This is a genomic window from Streptomyces sp. NPDC054883, from assembly GCF_053610645.1.
This window is the reverse complement of the sequence record NZ_JBSGYT010000007.1, coordinates 1-17,791: the sequence shown is the minus strand read 5'-3', so window position 1 is coordinate 17,791 and position 17,791 is coordinate 1. Positions and strand designations below refer to the sequence as shown.

General features: G+C 69.1%; 15 protein-coding genes and 1 pseudogene. 8 read left to right on the top strand and 8 right to left on the bottom strand.

The genetic code is table 11. The features are described from left to right. Nucleotides 1–33 precede the first annotated feature (33 nt). The 5 genes from ACWGH1_RS07660 to ACWGH1_RS07640 all read right to left on the bottom strand — a co-directional run bounded on the left by ACWGH1_RS07660 (nucleotide 34) and on the right by ACWGH1_RS07640 (nucleotide 5,232). Nucleotides 34–573 (bottom strand): Pycsar system effector family protein, encoded by a 540-nt coding sequence (locus ACWGH1_RS07660; protein ID WP_453351894.1) that lies wholly within the window; start codon nucleotides 571–573, stop codon nucleotides 34–36. Continuing rightward, nucleotides 573–1,496, bottom strand: coding sequence for a hypothetical protein (locus tag ACWGH1_RS07655; RefSeq protein WP_453351883.1), 924 nt, complete (start codon nucleotides 1,494–1,496; stop codon nucleotides 573–575). The genes ACWGH1_RS07660 and ACWGH1_RS07655 overlap by 1 nt, the downstream gene beginning before the upstream one ends. Beyond that, entirely contained in the window at nucleotides 1,493–3,565 is a 2,073-nt protein-coding gene (locus ACWGH1_RS07650; RefSeq protein WP_453408515.1) for a hypothetical protein, read from the bottom strand. The genes ACWGH1_RS07655 and ACWGH1_RS07650 overlap by 4 nt, the downstream gene beginning before the upstream one ends. Beyond that, nucleotides 3,562–4,461: a hypothetical protein gene (locus ACWGH1_RS07645; protein ID WP_453351885.1), complete on the bottom strand. Its 900-nt coding sequence runs from the start codon at nucleotides 4,459–4,461 to the stop codon at nucleotides 3,562–3,564. The genes ACWGH1_RS07650 and ACWGH1_RS07645 overlap by 4 nt, the downstream gene beginning before the upstream one ends. A gap of 129 nt (nucleotides 4,462–4,590) precedes the next feature. Continuing rightward, nucleotides 4,591–5,232, bottom strand: a complete 642-nt coding sequence (locus ACWGH1_RS07640) for a Crp/Fnr family transcriptional regulator (protein ID WP_453351886.1) — start codon at nucleotides 5,230–5,232, stop codon at nucleotides 4,591–4,593. Nucleotides 5,233–5,551: 319 nt separating this feature from the next. Here ACWGH1_RS07640 and ACWGH1_RS07635 point away from each other — a divergent pair, with 319 nt between their 5' ends. Beyond that, complete coding sequence (locus tag ACWGH1_RS07635) at nucleotides 5,552–5,713, top strand: hypothetical protein (protein WP_453351887.1); 162 nt, start codon at nucleotides 5,552–5,554, stop codon at nucleotides 5,711–5,713. An 837-nt stretch (nucleotides 5,714–6,550) separates the two neighbouring features. Continuing rightward, nucleotides 6,551–7,057: a hypothetical protein gene (locus ACWGH1_RS07630; protein WP_453351888.1), complete on the top strand. Its 507-nt coding sequence runs from the start codon at nucleotides 6,551–6,553 to the stop codon at nucleotides 7,055–7,057. Nucleotides 7,058–7,415: 358 nt separating this feature from the next. Here ACWGH1_RS07630 and ACWGH1_RS07625 read toward each other — a convergent pair whose 3' ends face one another. Continuing rightward, nucleotides 7,416–10,679 carry a hypothetical protein gene (locus ACWGH1_RS07625; protein ID WP_453351889.1) on the bottom strand — a complete coding sequence of 1,088 codons (3,264 nt, stop codon included), beginning with the start codon at nucleotides 10,677–10,679 and terminating at the stop codon, nucleotides 7,416–7,418. Beyond that, nucleotides 10,676–11,068, bottom strand: a complete 393-nt coding sequence (locus ACWGH1_RS07620; protein ID WP_453351890.1) for a hypothetical protein — start codon at nucleotides 11,066–11,068, stop codon at nucleotides 10,676–10,678. The genes ACWGH1_RS07625 and ACWGH1_RS07620 overlap by 4 nt, the downstream gene beginning before the upstream one ends. 321 nt (nucleotides 11,069–11,389) lie before the next feature. On the opposite strand from ACWGH1_RS07620, the pseudogene ACWGH1_RS07615 reads away from it, so the two are divergent. Together ACWGH1_RS07615 and ACWGH1_RS07610 are read left to right on the top strand one after the other, a co-directional pair. Next, nucleotides 11,390–11,575 (top strand): annotated as a pseudogene (locus ACWGH1_RS07615) (CorA family divalent cation transporter); the annotation flags it as partial. A gap of 478 nt (nucleotides 11,576–12,053) precedes the next feature. Then, nucleotides 12,054–12,470, top strand: a complete 417-nt coding sequence (locus ACWGH1_RS07610) for a hypothetical protein (RefSeq protein WP_453351891.1) — start codon at nucleotides 12,054–12,056, stop codon at nucleotides 12,468–12,470. 39 nt (nucleotides 12,471–12,509) lie between these two features. Here the strand turns inward: ACWGH1_RS07610 and ACWGH1_RS07605 are convergent, their stop codons facing one another. After that, nucleotides 12,510–13,142 carry a TetR/AcrR family transcriptional regulator gene (locus tag ACWGH1_RS07605; protein WP_453351892.1) on the bottom strand — a complete coding sequence of 211 codons (633 nt, stop codon included), beginning with the start codon at nucleotides 13,140–13,142 and terminating at the stop codon, nucleotides 12,510–12,512. 157 nt (nucleotides 13,143–13,299) lie between these two features. On the opposite strand from ACWGH1_RS07605, the gene ACWGH1_RS07600 reads away from it, so the two are divergent. The 4 genes from ACWGH1_RS07600 to ACWGH1_RS07585 all read left to right on the top strand — a co-directional run bounded on the left by ACWGH1_RS07600 (nucleotide 13,300) and on the right by ACWGH1_RS07585 (nucleotide 17,777). Continuing rightward, nucleotides 13,300–14,814 (top strand): APC family permease, encoded by a 1,515-nt coding sequence (locus ACWGH1_RS07600; RefSeq protein ID WP_453351893.1) that lies wholly within the window; start codon nucleotides 13,300–13,302, stop codon nucleotides 14,812–14,814. A gap of 82 nt (nucleotides 14,815–14,896) precedes the next feature. Continuing rightward, a complete protein-coding gene (locus ACWGH1_RS07595) occupies nucleotides 14,897–16,018 on the top strand; it encodes an agmatine deiminase family protein (RefSeq protein WP_453408514.1) in 1,122 nt (373 codons plus the stop codon). A gap of 111 nt (nucleotides 16,019–16,129) precedes the next feature. Further along, on the top strand, nucleotides 16,130–16,714 hold the full coding sequence (locus ACWGH1_RS07590) for a TetR/AcrR family transcriptional regulator (protein ID WP_453357105.1): 585 nt from the start codon (nucleotides 16,130–16,132) through the stop codon (nucleotides 16,712–16,714). Between the two features lie 82 nt (nucleotides 16,715–16,796). Beyond that, entirely contained in the window at nucleotides 16,797–17,777 is a 981-nt protein-coding gene (locus tag ACWGH1_RS07585) for a zinc-binding dehydrogenase (protein ID WP_453357104.1), read from the top strand. Nucleotides 17,778–17,791: the final 14 nt, after the last annotated feature.

Here is a 17,791-nt window from a genome sequence, read left to right as displayed (position 1 = left end):
CGTGCCAGCCCCGAACCTCTCGCTCGATCCTGGTCAGCGTCCGAGCGCAACGGCCAGGAAGGCCGCGGTGATCGCCGGTAGCAACATGACAATGGCGTACCGCACGCAGCGGTTCTTGGCTCGGGCGATCCTGCTCGTCTCCCTCAGCGCACGGAGTAGCCGGGGCTGGGGATCTGAGCCGTCCCGCCTGAGCCCAGCCGACAAGTCGGCGCGCGTCTCTGCACGCACCACGTCTTCGTAGTACGCGAGGAGGCCGCGCCTCTCGCTGGCTCGTGCCCCACGGCGCGGGACGAGAGCCAGGAGCAGGAAGACCAACGCCCCGGTCGTGGTGGCCGCTGCCATCCACCACAACGGGACGGCCCACAAGACATCAAGGGGACGCCGTACGAGAAGGAGCCCAAAGAGTGTTCCCCCAGTAGCCAGAAGGATGGCTGCCTTGCCGTCAGCCCGACCGATCTCCAAATAGTTCTGTGCGATGAGTTCTCGCGACAGAACCACCACGTGGTCCGCGTCCGAGACATGGTGTTCGGGCCGGGTTCTCAAATGGGCGAGGCGAGAAGGTAGAGCCCACATCACGGAGCCCCTCCGTGGAAGCCGTTCATGCTGCTGTGCGGCACACCTGCGTCACCTATCCTGCGCAAGACCTCATCGCCCTGAGGTACGCCGACTTCGCTGAGGAGGCGCGCCAGGTTCACCCCGACGAAGCCCCGGTCCTCCTTCGTCAGTCCCTGAAGCGTTGCCGCCAGCGTCCGCTCCCATCCGTCCCGCTCGGTGAGCAGGTCACCGTGTGCGACCGTCCAGTCGAGCACCTCCCTGGCCTGGTCGGGATGGTGGAGCAGCCAGAGCGCCGCCAGACCGACCGGCCCGCCGGCCACCACCTCGCGGTAGAACCGGTACGCCTCACGGTGGGCCTCGCCGAAGCCCGGCGGAAGGAGGAGCTCGGCAGGATGGCTTGAAGCCGGGAGGAGGCCGGCTGGAGGGTCCAGGAACCAGTAGGTCAGGCCCGCCCTGTCGATGTTCCGCGGCTGACCGGGGGGCTCGACCTGAGCGGTCCCGTACAGGGTCGGCGGCTGTCGAAGGGGATCAGAAGCACCCGGCAGTCCGGCACTTCCACGGATGGCCTGGTCGATCAGCCGGCGCGCGGCGTCCTCTGTCAGGCCGCTGCGTGCCGCGACCACCGGATTGCTGACGTTCCAGGCGACTTCGTAGCGTGCTCGCGAAGGCGTTGATGTCGCAGGACCCCGGCGTGGCATCTCCACCACAATCCGGCGTTCTGCCAGCGAGACCCACCCGATCGAGTCGAACTCCCGTCGGAAGGCCGCCCCGATCGACGGTCGGGGGTATCCCCAGATGTCTCCGCCCCGGGGCGGCTCGAGGCGGTCCGCTTCCTGATCCGAGAGGAAGACGAGCGCGCGATCCGAAGACGATCCGAACCGTTGCCGCAGCAGCTGCCGAACCGGTGAAGAACTGACCGACGTAAACAGTGGCCTGCTCATGACGCACTCCTCCTTCGCGATGTGTTCGTGTGATCTCGGTGGCGCCCCAGTAGGAAGCGGATGACTCCCCGACGATGGCGAGCGGTACGGGAGAGCTCGCTCACCACGAGGTCGAAGGCCGTCCTCTGGAACATGTCGGGGTCGGCTTCGACCCGCCCAAGCCCTTGGGCCATCGCTTCGTACGTGGCCGGGTCGTCAAGACCCAGCACGACGAGGGCGAAACCCTGCGCGGGGTGGCGCTCCAGCGTCCGGGCCAGGCTCATCCGGACCGCACCCGGTGCGCCCGGCTGGGGGAACGTCGAGAGGGACATGGAGTGGATCACGTGCACCGCCAGCGTGTGACGGGGCGTTCCCCGGCCGGCTTCCAGCCACCTCGTCACCGTCTCCAGGACCTCGATGTGGTTCGCCTCCTCGGTGAGGAGGGCGCCCAGCGCGAAGGAGACGGTGGAACGCAGTTTCGCGTCCAAGTCCGGAGAGGAGCCGTCGAGGACGGTGTCCAGAAGTTTGAGGGCCGCGGCCGGCCGGGCGAGACCGTAGCTACCCGCACAGGTCTCGGCGACCGTGCAGCGGAGAACGGCAGATGACCGGCTCCACCGGCGCATCTGCTCCTTGACCGCACCTGACACCAGGGGGTGCTGGACGATCTCTCCCAGCGCGACTGCCACCAGCCGTCGGCGCCAGCGGTCGCCCGAAGAGGCGAAGCGGTGCAGCTGAGTCAGCGCACCGGGGCCGGTGGCATGTGCGAGCACCCGGCCGATCGCCTCTCCGGCGGCCACATCCAAGCCCGGCTGATAGCGCAACTGCTCCAGCGCTCCCCACAGCGCGTCTGGCATGCCCTCGAAGTCCAGCCACAGGTGCCGCAGGAGTGTCGCGGAGCGGTGCCTGCCGGAGAAGACGATCGGCTGCACCGGATAGCGGTACCGGTCGGCGGAAGAACTACGAGGTGCCAGCGGGCGCGCGCCGATGGCTTCGAGCCGGTCCTCGAACGAGGGGCCGAGGACATCCGACGGCTGTTCCTCCGGCGTCTCGTTCTGTCGTGTCTTGGCAGCACGCGCACCGAGCAAAGGCCGCATTGCTGTGGCGAACTGCTCGATCACCGTGCGGTCCTGTCCCCGGAGCAGAGCGACGGCCGCCATCAAAGAGACCTCGTCGGCACTGTGCCGGGCCTTGGCGAGCGCGGACCGGGCGGCGGCCTCGGTACCGGTCAGGAGGTCCTCGATCACGGACCCTGTCGGTGCCGACGTCTCCGCACACTGCCGCAACCCGTCCGATAGGTCGACTGCGTCGCCCGGCAGCGGATGCGTCGAGAGGTAGTCGGTGAACTCAGGGGAGGCCAGGTGCCCCAGTGCGGCGTCCAGTTGTGAGCTGTCGAGCCTCCCTTCAGCGGCCACGAGCCGCAGTCGCCTCTCTACGACCTCGTGCGGTCCGGGCGCGGCATGCGCCTCTTCCCACCGGCTGGTGTCTGACGGCAACCGGGCATCCTGTGCCATGGTGACGACCAGGTGCGCCCCGGCGCCGTGCAAGGCCTCCACCAGGCCCGCCAGCCGCACGCTGTCGAGAGACCGGGCGGATGCCGCCGGCAAACCCTGTAGGAGGTACCCGCGGCCAGCCTTCGGTCGCCACACCGACAGATCCGCCATCGCGTCCAGGCCCGTGACACCGCCCTCGCCGTGCCTATCGGCGAGAAGGGCGAACGCCGCCGTACGGGCGCCCGTTCCGGCCCTCGCCCTGAGCAGCACGATCCGGCTGTCCAGCGCCTTCCGGCAGCGTGCGTACGACGGCGGTTCAACGAATCCGTACAAACGGCCGCGCACCTCTTCCGCCGGATAAGGTCCCTCGCGCAGGCGCGGCTTGAGGATTCGCTCGGTGGCTTCATCGGTCCACGCACTGATGTTCAAGTACGTGAAGTCGCCGCCGACGTTCCCCATCAACGCGACCCCACTGTCCACCCGTTGGTTGCCCTCACGGAGAGAACTGTGCTGACTGGCCCCCGGGCCAACCGACGGAGCAGGCTGGTCGGCGTTCGGCTGGACGTCCGGCTCGGCGGCCGGGCCGGGTCCGGCGTTCACCGGTGGTCCCCGTCGCCGGTCCGCTTGTCACCCGCAACGTTGTCTCCGCTGCCCCAGTGCTGGTTGGTACCGCGGTACGTGGTTGCGGGCGCGGCATAGGTGAAGTCACGACCGACGTTGCCCATCACCGCGGCTCCTTCCCCGACGTGCTGGGAATTTCCGCTGTACTCCGTACCGGAACCCTTGTCCGGTGCCACGGCGGGCGCCGTCGGCACCGCAGCTACGGGTTCCTCACGCGGCCGGATGCCCGCCCGCACGAGGTTCCCGGAGGGCGAAGGAACGTACAGCCAGGCCCGCTGCGAGAAGTTCTTGCCTTCGACGGTGGCCGGCACTTCGACACACCGGTCGGGGTGGAGCCCCGTGTAGGCGCCCAACACGACGTCTTCGTAGACCCGCTCCGAGACGATTGCGGCGAGGTGGGTCACCTCCTCGCTCGCCGCGGCGAGGATGGCCTTGACCGGACGCGAATCCAGGAGCCGGTGCATGTCGTTGCGGGCCGTGCCGTTGCCGTCCCCGGGGTCGCCCCCGTCGGGCAGCGGGCCGACGTGGACGCTGGCCCGGAGCCTGATCCGCGGACCGACGGCCTGCCGGTTGTACGAACCGAGCACGTCGTCCAGGACGCCCAGGAACGGCCAGAGCACGAATGGCAGGTGCACCGGATCGAACCCGAAGACGACGCCGTCCCCCATATTGGCGGGAAAACGCTGGGCATCGCGCAACTGGTGCAGACCGGCCCGCTCCAGGGCCTGGTCCACCAGCTGGGGGATGAGCTGGCTGACCGGGCCGTGTTGAGCGGCCGGCAGGCCGGTGAAGTCCTTCGCGTCAACGGCGAACAGGGCGCGGTAGGGCGGGAGCGGTCGGCTTTCGGCGTACGGAACAGGCATGGGTACAGACATGCGGGATCTCCTCACGGATGGTCCGGTAAGCAGCCGTAGTCGGGCTGCTTCGAGGTTCCATCCGCGCCGCACCGCCGAGTGCACAGCGCTGGGCGCACAGGATGTGTCCCGGGTCACAGACCGCCGTCCTCAGTCGGCCGCCGCCCAGCGCTGCAGGGCCACCACGTCCCTGATGACGATCACCCGCCGCGCCGTTTCGACCAGCCCGACGGCCCGTAGCTGCCCCAACCCGCTGATGACCGCATTGCGTGTGACGCCGATCGCCTGCGCGACCTCTTCCTGGTTCAGCCCCGTCAGCCGGACGGCGTTGCTCTCCGCCATCTGATCGGTGAGCACGGCCAACCTCAGCAGTGTGCGCGCCAGCCGCACGACCAATGGCAAGGTCTGCAGTTCGGCTCGGTGGATGTCGGACTCGCGCATCCTGGCGAGTGCCTGGCGCATCAGATGCATGACCAGTCCACGCTCCTCGACGAACTGGACGAAGCGCTGTGCGTCCAGAACGACTGCAGCGCAGGGCGTCAGGGCAACGACGTCCGCCGTCCGCGAGGTCCCGTTGAAGACCGAGACTTCTCCGAGGAGGTCCCCCGGCCCTCGAAACGCGAGCCACGTCCTGGCGCCATTCGGTTCTCGGCAAACCACCTTGGCCAACCCGGAGGTGAGGGCGAGGAGGTGCGTCCCCGGGGATCCCTGCCGCAGCATCACGCTGCGCTCGGAGTACATCCTGGTCACGCCTTGGCTGCGCAGGTCACGCCAGACTTCATCGGACAGCACGCGTCACCTTCCCATCACGCCCACACCGGTGCACATCGAACCCCCGAGTTGTACGCCGATGTTGTGGGCGGTATCGACGATCAGGTGACGTCGGCCGAAAGTCATCGCGGCGGCCCGGCTCAGCTCGCTGCTCGGCCGCGAGCGCCGGCGCCTGCTCTTGACAAAGCCGGAAGTGGCTCGTCGGCGACCGTCATGTTTCTCGAAGGGGCTTCGAGGGTGCGGCAAATCTGCCCGAGAGCAAGCCACACAACACACGGCCGTAGAGAGCGGCCAGAACAGTCTGTCCATGACGGACCACCGTGGTGCCCCACTACGGCTGGTGACCGAATCGATCACTCAACAGTCCTCTGGAGGTGGGGATTCAAGAGAGTCCCACTGGCTTGCCGACACCTACAAATTAACGGCGGCCCTTGCCGCCCGTGACCATCCTCTGGCCCTGCGGCTGCAGATCCAGAAAAACACGAAGTACCCACCCTTCTGAACTACCCCGCACCAGGAAGGGTGGCAATCGCCCAGCGGATGTCTCCGGCACCTCTCCTATTGGACTGGTCATCGCGTCCGCATCTGGGAACCTGGGAGTGTTGAGGATGCCACCGGCACGGTGACGACGGTACTGACTGGCTGGCCGCGGCCCATCCCTGCGCAATCCGTATCGGCACGAGACAGAAATGATCGGGCCGGGCGGCGGCCAAAGGCTCACGCATCGCCATCTCCAGGCGCTCCGAGGAACCAGGGGCCCCTGGGCGGATCGATCGAACGGCCCGGATTCACTTGCGGGCAGTGAGGTCGGCGAGGAGGGCCACAACCGTGGCGGCTCCCACTCACCACAAGAGCGGAGTGCCGGCGATGTGATCGGCGACTCCGTCATCGACCGGCCCATCGCCCCCGGCCGGGGCTGGCTGCATCTCGGCGACAGCAAGCTAGTGGCTGTGGCCGTGCCGGGGTGATGCCGCGACTCCGCCTGCTCGGATCCGCCTCGGTTCGACCACAGCTACTGGAGGTCCGGCCCCGTCCGGACGGGGCCCCGAGGTCAGCCACGCTGTTCCTCAGCACGTCCGCGGAGGACACGCAGGAGGCGCACCTTGCGAATTCAGGGTTGCTCCTATCGGCGATGATTCCGCTGGTCACCACGGCCGAGCCCTCCAGCCGGAGTGCACCTCCGGCAGTTCGCGTTCTGACGGTTTCCGTCGCAGGTCAGGACAGCCACGACGATTGACCAGTTCACCCTGCCCCACAGGTAATCGACGTACCCCAGCACCGGAAGAACGGCCAGATCAACAGCACCGCCCATCGACCCTCACGTGGCAGGATCATTGCCATGAGTGACTGGGGGATCGCGCTGATCGCTGCTGGAGCGGCTATCGCAGGCAGCATCACGACCGGCTTCTTCGCGTGGATTGCCGCGCACCGTCAGGCACGCGCCGCCGAGTACGCCGGCCATGCACAGGCAAACGCCCTGATGGCCACCGTCACCGCCAGCCTGAACGAACAACGCCGCACTCGACTTCTAGACAACCGACGTCAGACGTACGCCCAATACCTACATGCTCTGCATGAGATGACCTTGATAGCGGAGGGTTCTACGCCGGAGGGCACACTGGAGACGGTTCGTACCCAGTTCCTCCAGGCTAAGGCGCTACTTGAACTCACCGGTCCAGCGCCGGTGGTTGAGGCGGCTCACGTCTACGGAGCCAGCGTCGTGGCGTCGCTCCACGCAGATCCGAGCGAGATTGAGGCGCTTAAGGAGAGAAGGGATCGACTGCGGGGCGAACTCATCCAAGCAGCCGTTGACGCGCTCGCGACTGAGTTGCGGCCCCTGAGCTAGTCATGGCCAGGAGCAGGCGGCCCTCGATGTCCACCCTTGTTGTGGACCTGCCCCCGCTCCAGTGTCCCGAGAACGCCCGAATATTTCGGGACGGGCGAGTGTGGCCGGGCGCGTTCGCACACGTCAGAAGCGCCGCGCCCCTGCATCCCCCAAGCGCCTTCTAAGCACTTGGCAAGTGGGGCAGTGAGGTCGATGCTGCGCTGCGCATGGAGTGAGCGAGTGGTCGGGCATACGGCCGCACGGCTCGGCCCGCTCCCTATCGGCGCTCTTTTAGCCTCGCTTCCTCGGTGCCCCCACGAACAATTTGTCGGAGATCGTTCTCGTAGTGGAGTGCCGTGAAGTTCCAGGCGTCCGAGGCCTACTGGGCAGTTGCTCGCCCCACATCGTGGGCATAGCTGCCGAGTGCTTGGCCGAGTTCGGCCCGGCCTTCACTTCCGGGCTCGGAGGCGTCCACCGCATCCTGAGCGTGCCGAATCACGGCCTGGACGCGGTAGTCGTCTTGGCTGCCGCTTCGTCCGGCGAGGGCGACCAGTTTGGTCAGGATCCGGAGGGCCTCGGGTGCCTGCGGGGTACGGGCAGCCCGGGAGGCGGTCCGGTCGGCGTACTCAATACTGGCCGTTGCCATAACAGTGCGCAGGGCACGGGGGAGCCACTGTGCAGGGTCGATGCCCTCGGCGAATGCGAAGTGGCCGGCGCCTTCGAGGGCCGGCGCCCAGACGGGGTCTTCGTCGACAAGGTGCAGCACTTGGTCCCAGAGGTGAAGTCCTCGTTCATTCAGGCAGATTGTCTCCGGCTTTTGGGGGAGCGCGCGGGCTACGTCGCTCAGGATCGCCGATGCCGCCCGTGGGCCGCCGTCGTTGGCTATCACCGAGCGCAGGAAGTCTGGGCCCAGGGTGTCGGGAGAGTGCAGCAGGGTGAAGGCAAATCGGCTGAAGGCCCAGTCGGGTGCGTCGGTGCGGAGGTATTGCTCGACCTTGTCGGGCTCGATGTCGCCGAGCACTGCGTAGTCCTCGGGGCCGGGAAGGCGCCACCCTCGCAGCCAGGTGTGGACTGGTGCCGTGGCTGTGGTGATGTCGAGGAGAGTTTCTCGGTAGGTGGTGTACCAGGGGAAGGCGTGACGGCGCAGGGGGGTGAGAGCGGACCCGATGGCGGCCAGGGCTCGGTCGTCGCGTCCGTCGACGACGAGCTCCGTCAGCAGGGTGGCAGCCCCGATGGGCACGGCACCGTCGTCGGCGGCCCGGCGAACGGCCCACTGAAGGAGGGCCACCAGAGCGCAGCCACCGGAGGTGGCGGTGGCAGCGTGGTGAGGGTTGTCGGGTGCGGAGGTGGGTTCGGTCCAGTTGCGGACCATGGCCTCCAGCCAGGGGATGACGGCGGTCTCGTTGATGTCGGTGGCGGTGCCGAGCGCCCAGGCTTTGTGCAGGAGTTGGCCCATGGCACGGCGGGCACATTCGTCGAGGTCCGAATCGGTACTTCCCCGGCACTCACGGAGGCTGGTCATCAGGTCCCAGGCCGCAGTGATGGCGGCGGACAGGCGCGGGCCGCCGGGGTCGGTGAGCCCTGCCGCCTGGTCATTCTTAAGGAGTTCCCCGAGATAGACGGTGCGCAGGTCGAACGTGGCGAGGGCGGAGGAGACACCCCTGATGTCAGCCGCCCAGGCGTCGGGGGCGGCGCGCACTGCGTCCTCCAGCATCTTGAACTCGGTGCGCTCGAAGTAGCTGCCCTGAGTGGGGATGGCTGCGGAGAGATGAGTGGCGCCAGGGAGGACTCCGCGCTCGGCGCACAGGGCGACAAAGTCCGACGCAGCGGTCGCACCGCGGTCGGGCCATGGGACCACCTTGAACCGCGGCTCCGTGAGGGCCGACGGTTCCCCGCCGTACTCGGTCATCAAGTCGACCACGGGGCGCCAGGTTTCCAGGACAGCTGCGGGCAGCACCTTGGAGAGGCACCAGACGGTCCGCCACACGTTGGGGATCGCCGACTGCCACTTTGTCTCCTCGCCGAGAACCGCTGCCAGCGTGCGTGCGAGACGAGCGTCCTCGTCGGCGAACTCGGCCTGGGCGGCTTGCAAAGCATCCGGACCAGGGGCCGGGCCGAAACCGGCCAGCAGCGCCTGCACCAGATCGGCCTCCTCATCTGGTCCGCGCGTTCCGATGACCACCTGGAAAAACTCGCCGACGTCCGCTGTGAACATCGGCATGGCGTTCAGGCGCGCCAACACATCGAAGGCGGCCGTCCACCATGACGGGTCCTGCACCCCGGCAACTGCGGCTTCGCCCAAATGAACAGATAGAAGGCGCTCACGCTCCCAACCGCCGAGCGCCTTCACTGTCCAAGCCCCAGTACGCCTGTGCAGGTCGACGCCGCCTGCTTCGAGCTCGGCGCGCGCGAACTCCAGACACGCCTGCGCGGCTAGCCAGGCCCCTGTCATCTCCCGGCTGCCGGCCAGACTCGGTGAGCGCAGGTCATCACCGATCTGAAGACGCTCGCGAACCCCATCCCCAGCGAGGTAAGCGGCCAGCACGGCAACCAGCCCCGAACGGACCCGTGAGGTCACCTGCGACCCACCCGTACGGCGGCCAGCGTCTATCAGTTGCACCAGAGTGGAACGGATCACCCAGGAATCGAACGGGCATTCCGGCCTGGCGGACAGAGCCTTCACCACGACGTCCACCCACCGGGTCTCACGCTGAGCCGGGCCGACATCCTGCGCCCAGTAAAGCGACTGGAGCCGCACTGTCTCAGTGGGATACTCCTTGAGGGTGCGGGTGATGATGGCGATAGCGTGCTCCGCGAGGTAGCGGCAGAGCCACATCAGCCGCCCGGCGGCTTCCGCGCCGTTCTTGTAGATCGCGTCCAGGCGTTTGTTCTCTTCCAACCACCCCGCCAGACGGGCGGGGTCCTCGGAGGCCAGCTTCTGCAAGTAGGGCGCGGCCGGCCAGCGGTCGGCCTCGGGCAGGAGACGAACGAGCTCCAGCTTCTCCAGCCAATCCCATCCGGAGAACTCGCTGAACAGGAAGGGGGCGGCCGAGGGATGGTGGAGCATGTTGACCTGCCGAACCTGCTCGGCGGTCGGGGAGGTGACTGAGGCAAGAGCGACCCACTCCGACGCCTGGTCGGTGAGGGTGAAGACCAGCTCACGGATAACCGTGAGGACATCGTGCAGCAGCCCAACGGCCATCTCCGCGGTGGCCTCGACGCCGGGGTGGATGATCTTCGAACCCGCCTCGTAGTAGTCCGTCCACGCCTTGAAGGCTGCCTGCTCGGCCGCACCGGGCAGACGGCCAGTTTCGTTGTGGACCACCTTGGTGAGCTGCATGATGCGCTTCGAGCCAGGCTGGTTCAGCATCTCCTGCTGGCGGGCGTACGCGGCGCCGACGGCTTCCAGCTTGCGATCGAGAACGGCGTCGCGCCGGCAGTCCGGATCGACGCGGATGGCACGGAGCTCCCGCAGAGCGACGGTCAGCGGGTGAGAGGCGGGCACCACCCCGGGGACCGCCTCCAGCTTGTCCACTTCGTCGAGCACCTTCTGAACGGCTTCGAAGGCAAGCACAGGCCGGTGCTTGGAGCGCGACGCGCGAAGCTTGGCGACGGCCCGCCCGAGGTCGTCCTGGTCGGTCACCTCTCGGGGAAAGACTGGAAGGGAGTCCAGGGCCTGGAGAACGCTGTCCAGCGCGGTCGCGGCCTTGCGCGAACCTGCCGGCGTGAAGAGCGCCTTGAGGGAGCCGGTAACCGCCTTGTTTGCTGCAAGTAGTGCCTGCTGGTCGTTCCCCCGATCTCCATCAACCGCTCGATCGCGACCCGGCACATGGCCTGCGCGATCACGAACGGCTGTTGACGGCCTTCTGGTGCGCAGAGCATGTCGCAGACGTCACGCAGTAGTCCCAGCACGACAGTGCCCTCGCCCTTCGGCCCGAAGACCTCCAAGCGCCGCGCAAAGAGAGACTCGTCGGCCAGCATCGCCACGTCGTTCGACGACGGCCTGGCCTGGTCACGATCGAAGGAGGTCACGTGCGGCACGGTAGCGCGCCGAGATGCCGGCGGCGATCGGTTTCGTGAGCGGAGCAAGCTAGGCCCCAACGCGGCGGCGATCCGACACAGTGCGTAACCGCTCTGGCATGCCCCTCCTGAGCTCCCTCCCAGCAGAAGTCGCGACGGGAACGGGCTACAGCTGGGGAGAATCTGGGGAGAACGGAGTCGCTCCGGGGAGCGGTTGGGGAGAATCGACCGCATAAAGAGGCGTCACCCTGAAAGCCCACGAAATGAGCAAACCAGCAGTTCAGCACCGCTCTTATGGTAATCCGCGCAGGTCAGCGGTGTGAGGGTGACGACTTCAAGAAGATCTCCTCGTGGGCCGCCATCCTGTTTGCACCCACACTGGTGGGAACCATCTACGGCATGAACTTCGAGACCATGCCGGAGCTCAAGTGGGCCGCCGGCTATCCCTTCGCGATCCTGCTGATGGCAGTGGTCTGCGTCAGCCTGTACGTCATCTTCAAGAAGCGCGACTGGCTGTAGCGCGCACTGGCCAGTGCGGCGTTGGCTGGTCGGCCGGGCCGGACTCATGCGTCAGAGGTGCGCGGGCCCCCGGAGGGAGGGGCACGGTTTCGGGAGTTCCGAGCCCCGCCGCCCGAGGTCCGGCGGGCTCGGCGAGGCTCCGCCGGTACGCACGATGGGCAGCGGGGAGGGCGGCGGGGCCTGGGCTGCGCTGCAGTTCTTCTCCGCAAGCCGGCCCTGCTGCGCGCCGCACGCGCGGCTTCCGCCCGTAAGGCGGCTCGGTTCTGCGGTCGGGAACGTCGCGGCACGAGCGTCGGCGGGCGTGGAACGCCTTGCTGTTGCCGCATGGGTGTCCGGCACTGCGCAACCGGCGTTCATACGGGGGTCTTGACCGGCCACATGGTTTGTCCTCGCATCGCACGACCCCGTCGGCCGTACAGCCATTGCCCGCAGTGGGCGATCGTCTCCAGTGCACACGTTCACCGCACAGGGGAGAGCCGTGAACCACCGCACCACTACAGCCGTACTCGTTGCCGTCGTCGCCGCCGGGCTGACCGCCTGTGGCAGCGGAAACGACGGCGACAAGCCCTCGGCAAAGACACCGCCCGCGGCACCCACGGCGGCGAGCAACTCGTCTGCCGCCACAGAGACGCCCAAGGGCAAGGGGATCCCGTCCGAGCCGGACCCGGCGACGCAGGCCAAGTACCTCGCCGCTCTCAGCGCCATCGACCCGGACATCGTCAACACCAAGCCCGACAAGGCGGTCGACAGGGGCCGCAATCAGTGCGAGACGATCGCCGACTTCCCCAAGGACGAGCAGAAGCAGGTCGACCTCGCCAACCAGAGGTTCACCTCGCCCAGCCACCCGGACGGATTCGGACCGGCCAAGGCCGTGCACCTCTGCCCCACGTACTAAGCAGGCCTCCGCGGTGCCCGGGCCCCCGAGGTGGGCGGGCTACTCGGCCTCGGACAGGGGCAGGCCGCGGAGGATGAGGCGGATGCCCAGGGTGAAGCCGCGGGTGTCCAGGGCGGGGAGGCCGTCGGGGTGGGCGGCCGAGGCCCCGAGGGCGGCGGCCAGGGCGGGGTAGCGGGGGTCGTACTGCGCCGGGGGGAGGACGAAGCCGGCGGTGAAGGTCTCCAGGGCGGAGCCGAGTACGAGGTTGTCGATGGCGGCGGCGGCCTCGGCGGCCTCGGCCGGTGCGCAGCCGGCCCGGGTCAGCGCGCCGAGCAGGGCGTCGTAGCCGCGCAGGGCCTTGTCGGAGGCGACCCGGCGGCGGGCGACCAGCGGGATCATGTGCGGGTAGCGGAGGTAGACGCCGCGGTAGCCGTGGGCGTATTCGGCGATGCCCTCCGCGCCGCCCGGGTCGGTCAGCGGGGCGAGGTCGATCTCGTCGTTGATCAGCTCCGCGACCGCGTCCAGCAGGTCTTCCTTTGACGCCACGTGGTGGTACAGGGAGGCGCCGCGCACCCCGAGCCGGTCGGCGATCGTACGCATCTTCAGGGCTTCGACGCCCTGTTCGTCCAGCAGGTCCAGGGCCGCGCGGGCGATGAGCGCGCGGCTGAGGAGGTTCTGGCTCGGCCGTGCCATCGCGGGCTCCCTCGTCTCGGGTTGCAGGTTACCTGCCGGGAACGCTTCACAAGCCGTCGGGAGCACCGCTACATTCACGCCACCTCGTTTTCCTAACGCGGTTAGATTTAGCGCGCCGGCGCCGCCCCCGGCTGCCCGCGCGCCCGGTGAGGTGATCATGAACGACACGTCGAACCCCGATACCGACGCCGCGCGGCTGCAGGCGCTCGGCTACCGCCAGGAGCTGCGGCGCAACCTGGGCATCCTCGGGAACATCTCGATGGGGTTCGCGGTGGTGTCCCCCGTCGTGGCCCTGTACGCCGTCTCCATGGTGGGGACCACGGTGGCCGGCCCGATGTGGGTGTGGGCGCTGCCACTGGTGCTCGTCGGCCAGTGCCTGGTCGTCAACGTCTACGCGGAACTGACCTCGCAGTGGCCGTTGGCCGGCGGCCCGTACCAGTGGGGCAGGAGGCTGCTCGGCCCGGCCTTCGGCTGGCTGGGCGGCTGGGTCTGGCAGTTCGCCGTCATGTTCGGCAACACCACGGTGGCGTACCTCGCGGCGCCCTGGGTGTACGCGCTCTTCGGGGCCGTGCCGACGCCCGGCGGACTGGTCGCGGTGGCCGTGGCCATCCTGCTCGCCTGCATGCTGGTCAACGCCTACGGGATCACCATCCTGCGCTGGTTCGTCTCCCTCGGGATCGCCGCGGAAGCGGTCGCCTCCGTACTCGTCGGTCTCGTCCTGCTGCTGTTCTTCCGCGAGCACGGCTTCCCGCTGTTCACCGAGACGCTCGGCGCCGAGGCGCTGTCCGGCGGTTCCACCGTCGCCGGCTTCCTGGCGGCCGTCGCCGTCGCCGGATGGGCGTTCATCGGCTTCGACGCCTGTGTGTCGACCGCGGAGGAGACCAGGGACGCCGGCCGCCAGGTCCCGCGCGCCATGTGGTGGGCGCTGCTGAGCGTGGGCGCCGTCGTCATCCTGAACGCGATGGCCGTCGCGCTCGCCCACCCGCACCCGGAGGCGGTGGTGGCCGGCCAGGACGTCGACCCCGTCACGACGGCCGTGGTGCACGCCTTCGGCGGCTGGTCGGACAAGCCGTTCGTGGTGGTCGTCCTGGTCGGGTTCCTGGCCTGCGCCATGGCCTCCCAGGGCGGGGCCGCCCGCGGCCTGTTCTCGCTCGCCCGCGACGGGGTCTTCCCGTTCTCCCGGCACGTGCGCAAGGTCAACGGGCGCAAGGCTCCCATCGGCGGCCTGGTCGCCTCGACCCTGATCAGCGGCAGTGCCCTCGCCCTCGGGCTCAACGCCACCGCCATCGGCAGCCTGATCTCCTTCGGCACCGCCGCCACGTACCTGCCCTTCTTCCTCGTCTCGCTCGCCGCGCTCATCGCCCGGGTGCGCGGGACCTGGGTGCCCTCCGGCCACATCCGGCTGGGCGCCAAGGGCACCTTCCTCAACGTGCTGGCCGTGGCCTGGACGGCCTTCGAGGTGGTGAACGTCTGCTGGCCGCGCACGGTCCTCGCACCGCCGGACGCCCCCTGGTACCAGGTGTGGGCCGCCCTGCTCGGCACCGGTGCCGTACTGGGCACGGGCCTGGTCTACCTGGCCGTGCGGCGCCCGCACGACCGGCTGCGCGGCGACGGTACGGAGGCCGACGCGCCGCTCCCCGAGGGTCCGGCGGTCGCCGCCGAACTCCCCTGAGGCGCCCCTGATACGGGGGCGGCGCCGAGCCGTCGGCGCCGCCCCGCACACCCGCACACCGATCTCCCGGAGGGACACCGTCATGGACCTGCCCCGCACCACCCGCCGCACGTTCTGTACGACCGCGCTGACCGCCGCCGCGACCGCCGCGCTCGCCCCCCTCGGCGCCGGACCGGCCGCGGCGTTGCCCGCCGACGGCACGCTCACCGTCCCCGCCGAGTGGGAGAGCCACTCCGGCTGCGTCATGGCCTGGCCCTGGGACCGCACGGACGGGTGGGGCGGGCTGCTCCCCCAGGTGCAGACCGAGGTGGCCGCCGTCGCCAGGAGCATCGCGCGCTTCGAGACCGTCCTGATGTTCGCCGAACCCGGTACGGCAGCCGACGCCCGGCGCCAGTGCGGGGCCTCGGTGACCGTCGTGGAGTACCCGGTCAACGACTGCTGGACCCGGGACACCGGACCGGTCTTCGCGCTGAACGCGGCCCGCACCCAGCGCACCGGGCTGGACTTCCGCTTCAACGGCTGGGGCAACAAGTACCCGTACGACAAGGACGACCTGCTGCCGGCCGGCGTCTGCTCCTACCTCTCCGTACCGCGCAAGCCGGTGGACCTCGTACTGGAGGGCGGCTCCGTCATCACCGACGGCCAGGGCACCCTCATCACCACCGAGGAATGCCTGCTCAACCCGAACCGCAACCCCGGGATGACCCGCGCGCAGATCGAGGCCGCGCTGCTCGCCGCGTACGGGGCGAGCAAGGTGGTCTGGCTGCCGTACGGTCTGGACAACGACCTCATCACCAACGGGCACGTCGACCTCGTCGCCTCCTACCTCGGCCCGGCGAAGGTCCTGCTGCACACCCAGCCGGACACCTCCAGCCCCAACCACGCGCGGATGGAGGCCAACCGGGCCGTGCTCCTGGCCGCCACCGACGCCCGCGGACGGCGTTTCCTGATCGAGGAACTCCACCAGCAGCCCCACTTCCAGGTGAACGGCGCGCTCGTGGACACCTTCAGCTATACGAACTACTACCTGACCAGCGGCAGCGTCGTCGTCCCCACGGCGCAGGAGCCGGACGACGCCGCCGCGCTGTGCCGGTACGCCGAGCTCTTCCCGGGCCGGGAGGTCGTCGGCATCCCGGCCCGCACCCTGGCCTGGGGCGGGGGCGGTGTCCACTGCATCACCCAGCACGTCCCCGCGGTGTCGTGAGGACGATGCCGTAAGGGCGACGCCGTAAGGACGAAGTCGTCAGGACGGACGGACCACCCCCGCAGCCCGCGGGGGTGGTTCTTGAATGGTCACTCATGTATTGTTCGACCCATGCCCCGCCCCCGCGAGTTCGAACCCGAAGCCGTACTGGACCAGGCCATGCTGCGGTTCTGGGAGCGCGGATACCGGGCGACCTCCATCGAGGACCTGGTCAAGGCCACCGGCGTGAAGCCGGGCAGCCTCTACGGCGCCTTCCCGGGCGGCAAGCACACGCTGTTCCTGAAGTCGCTGGAGCGCTACTCCAAGCTGATCGTCCCCCGGAAGCTCGGCGAACTGGAAGCGCCGGACGCCTCGGTGGCCGAGATCCGGGGCTACTTCGACGGGCTCGTGCAGGACCTGCTCAGCCCCGAGGGCCGCCAGGGCTGCCTGCTCGTCAACACCGCGATCGAGCGGGCCGCCGAGGACGACGAGGCGGCGGCCGTCGTACGGGGCCACCTGGCCCGGCTCGAACGGTGCATGACCCACGCCCTGGGCAACGCGGCGCGCCGGGGCCAGGTACGCGCCTCACTGGATCCGGCCGGCAGCGCCAAACTGCTCGTCGCGACCTGCCAGGGACTGATGGTGGTCGGCAAGGCGAACCCCGACGAAACGCTCCTGCGGGCGATCGTGGACAACGCCTTCGCCGCTCTCGCCTGACGGCGAACCCCTCGGGCCACCCTCACGGTGGCCCTTTTCCGGCACTCATACTTGAATGACTACTCAAGAACGGAACCCGCGCATGCAGGCCATCGCCATCGCCGCCCACGGCGGCCCCGAGGTCCTCACCCCCACCGAACTCCCCGACCCGGTCCCGGCCGACGGCGAAGTACTGATCCGCGTCAAGGCGTTCGGCCTCAACCACGCCGAGGCGTACATGCGCGCCGGAGCCTGGGGCGAGGTGGCGGCCGTCCCCGGGATCGAATGCGCCGGTGTGGTCGAGCACGACCCCTCCGGCCGGCTGGCCACCGGTACCCGCGCGGTGGCGATTTTGGGCGGCATGGGCCGGACCCGCAACGGCAGCTACGCGGAGCTGGTGACCGTACCGGCGACCAACGTGGTGGCCGTGCAGTCGCCGCTGGGCTGGGCCGAACTGGCCGCGGTTCCCGAGGTCTACGCGACCGCCTGGAGCGGCCTGTTCGGCAGTCTCGACCTGCGGCCGGGCGAGACGGTGCTGGTGCGGGGGGCGACCTCCTCGCTCGGCCAGGCCGCCGTCGGCCTCGCCGTCGACCACGGGGCGACCGTGCTGGCCACGACCCGCAACCCGGCGCACGCCGGACTGCTGAAGGAGCTCGGCGCGCACGACGTACTCATCGACGACGGCGCGCTCGCCGCGCCGGTCCGCGAACGGGGGCTCGGCGTCGACGCGGTGTTCGACGTCGTCGGCAACAGCGTCCTGCGCGACTCCCTCGCCCTGGTCCGGCCCCGCGGCCGGGTGTGCCAGCTCGGCTTCCTCGGCGGGTTCGAGCCGGTACGCGACTTCGACCCGATCGCCGACCTCCCCAGCGGGGTGCGGCTCAGCTTCTTCGGCAGCGCCTTCGTCCTGGGCACCGCCGCGTTCCCGCTCTCCGACGTGCCGCTGGAGGAGATCTACGCCAAGGCCGCCGCCGGAGTCCTGCGGGCCCGGCCCAAGCGGGTCTTCGGCTTCGAGGAGATCGTCGAGGCGCACCGGGTCATGGAGGCCGGTGAGGCGCTCGGCAAGATGGTCGTCACCGTCGGCTGAACCGGACACGGCGC

Excerpts from the sequence above, each read along its gene's own strand:
- ACWGH1_RS07660 (WP_453351894.1), bottom strand. The coding sequence starts at position 573 with ATGTGGGCTCTACCTTCTCGCCTCGCCCATTTGAGAACCCGGCCCGAA.
- ACWGH1_RS07655 (WP_453351883.1), bottom strand. The coding sequence starts at position 1,496 with ATGAGCAGGCCACTGTTTACGTCGGTCAGTTCTTCACCGGTTCGGCAG.
- ACWGH1_RS07645 (WP_453351885.1), bottom strand. The coding sequence starts at position 4,461 with ATGTCTGTACCCATGCCTGTTCCGTACGCCGAAAGCCGACCGCTCCCG.
- ACWGH1_RS07630 (WP_453351888.1), top strand. The coding sequence starts at position 6,551 with ATGAGTGACTGGGGGATCGCGCTGATCGCTGCTGGAGCGGCTATCGCA.
- ACWGH1_RS07605 (WP_453351892.1), bottom strand. The coding sequence starts at position 13,142 with ATGGCACGGCCGAGCCAGAACCTCCTCAGCCGCGCGCTCATCGCCCGC.
- ACWGH1_RS07600 (WP_453351893.1), top strand. The coding sequence starts at position 13,300 with ATGAACGACACGTCGAACCCCGATACCGACGCCGCGCGGCTGCAGGCG.
- ACWGH1_RS07595 (WP_453408514.1), top strand. The coding sequence starts at position 14,897 with ATGGACCTGCCCCGCACCACCCGCCGCACGTTCTGTACGACCGCGCTG.
- ACWGH1_RS07590 (WP_453357105.1), top strand. The coding sequence starts at position 16,130 with ATGCCCCGCCCCCGCGAGTTCGAACCCGAAGCCGTACTGGACCAGGCC.
- ACWGH1_RS07585 (WP_453357104.1), top strand. The coding sequence starts at position 16,797 with ATGCAGGCCATCGCCATCGCCGCCCACGGCGGCCCCGAGGTCCTCACC.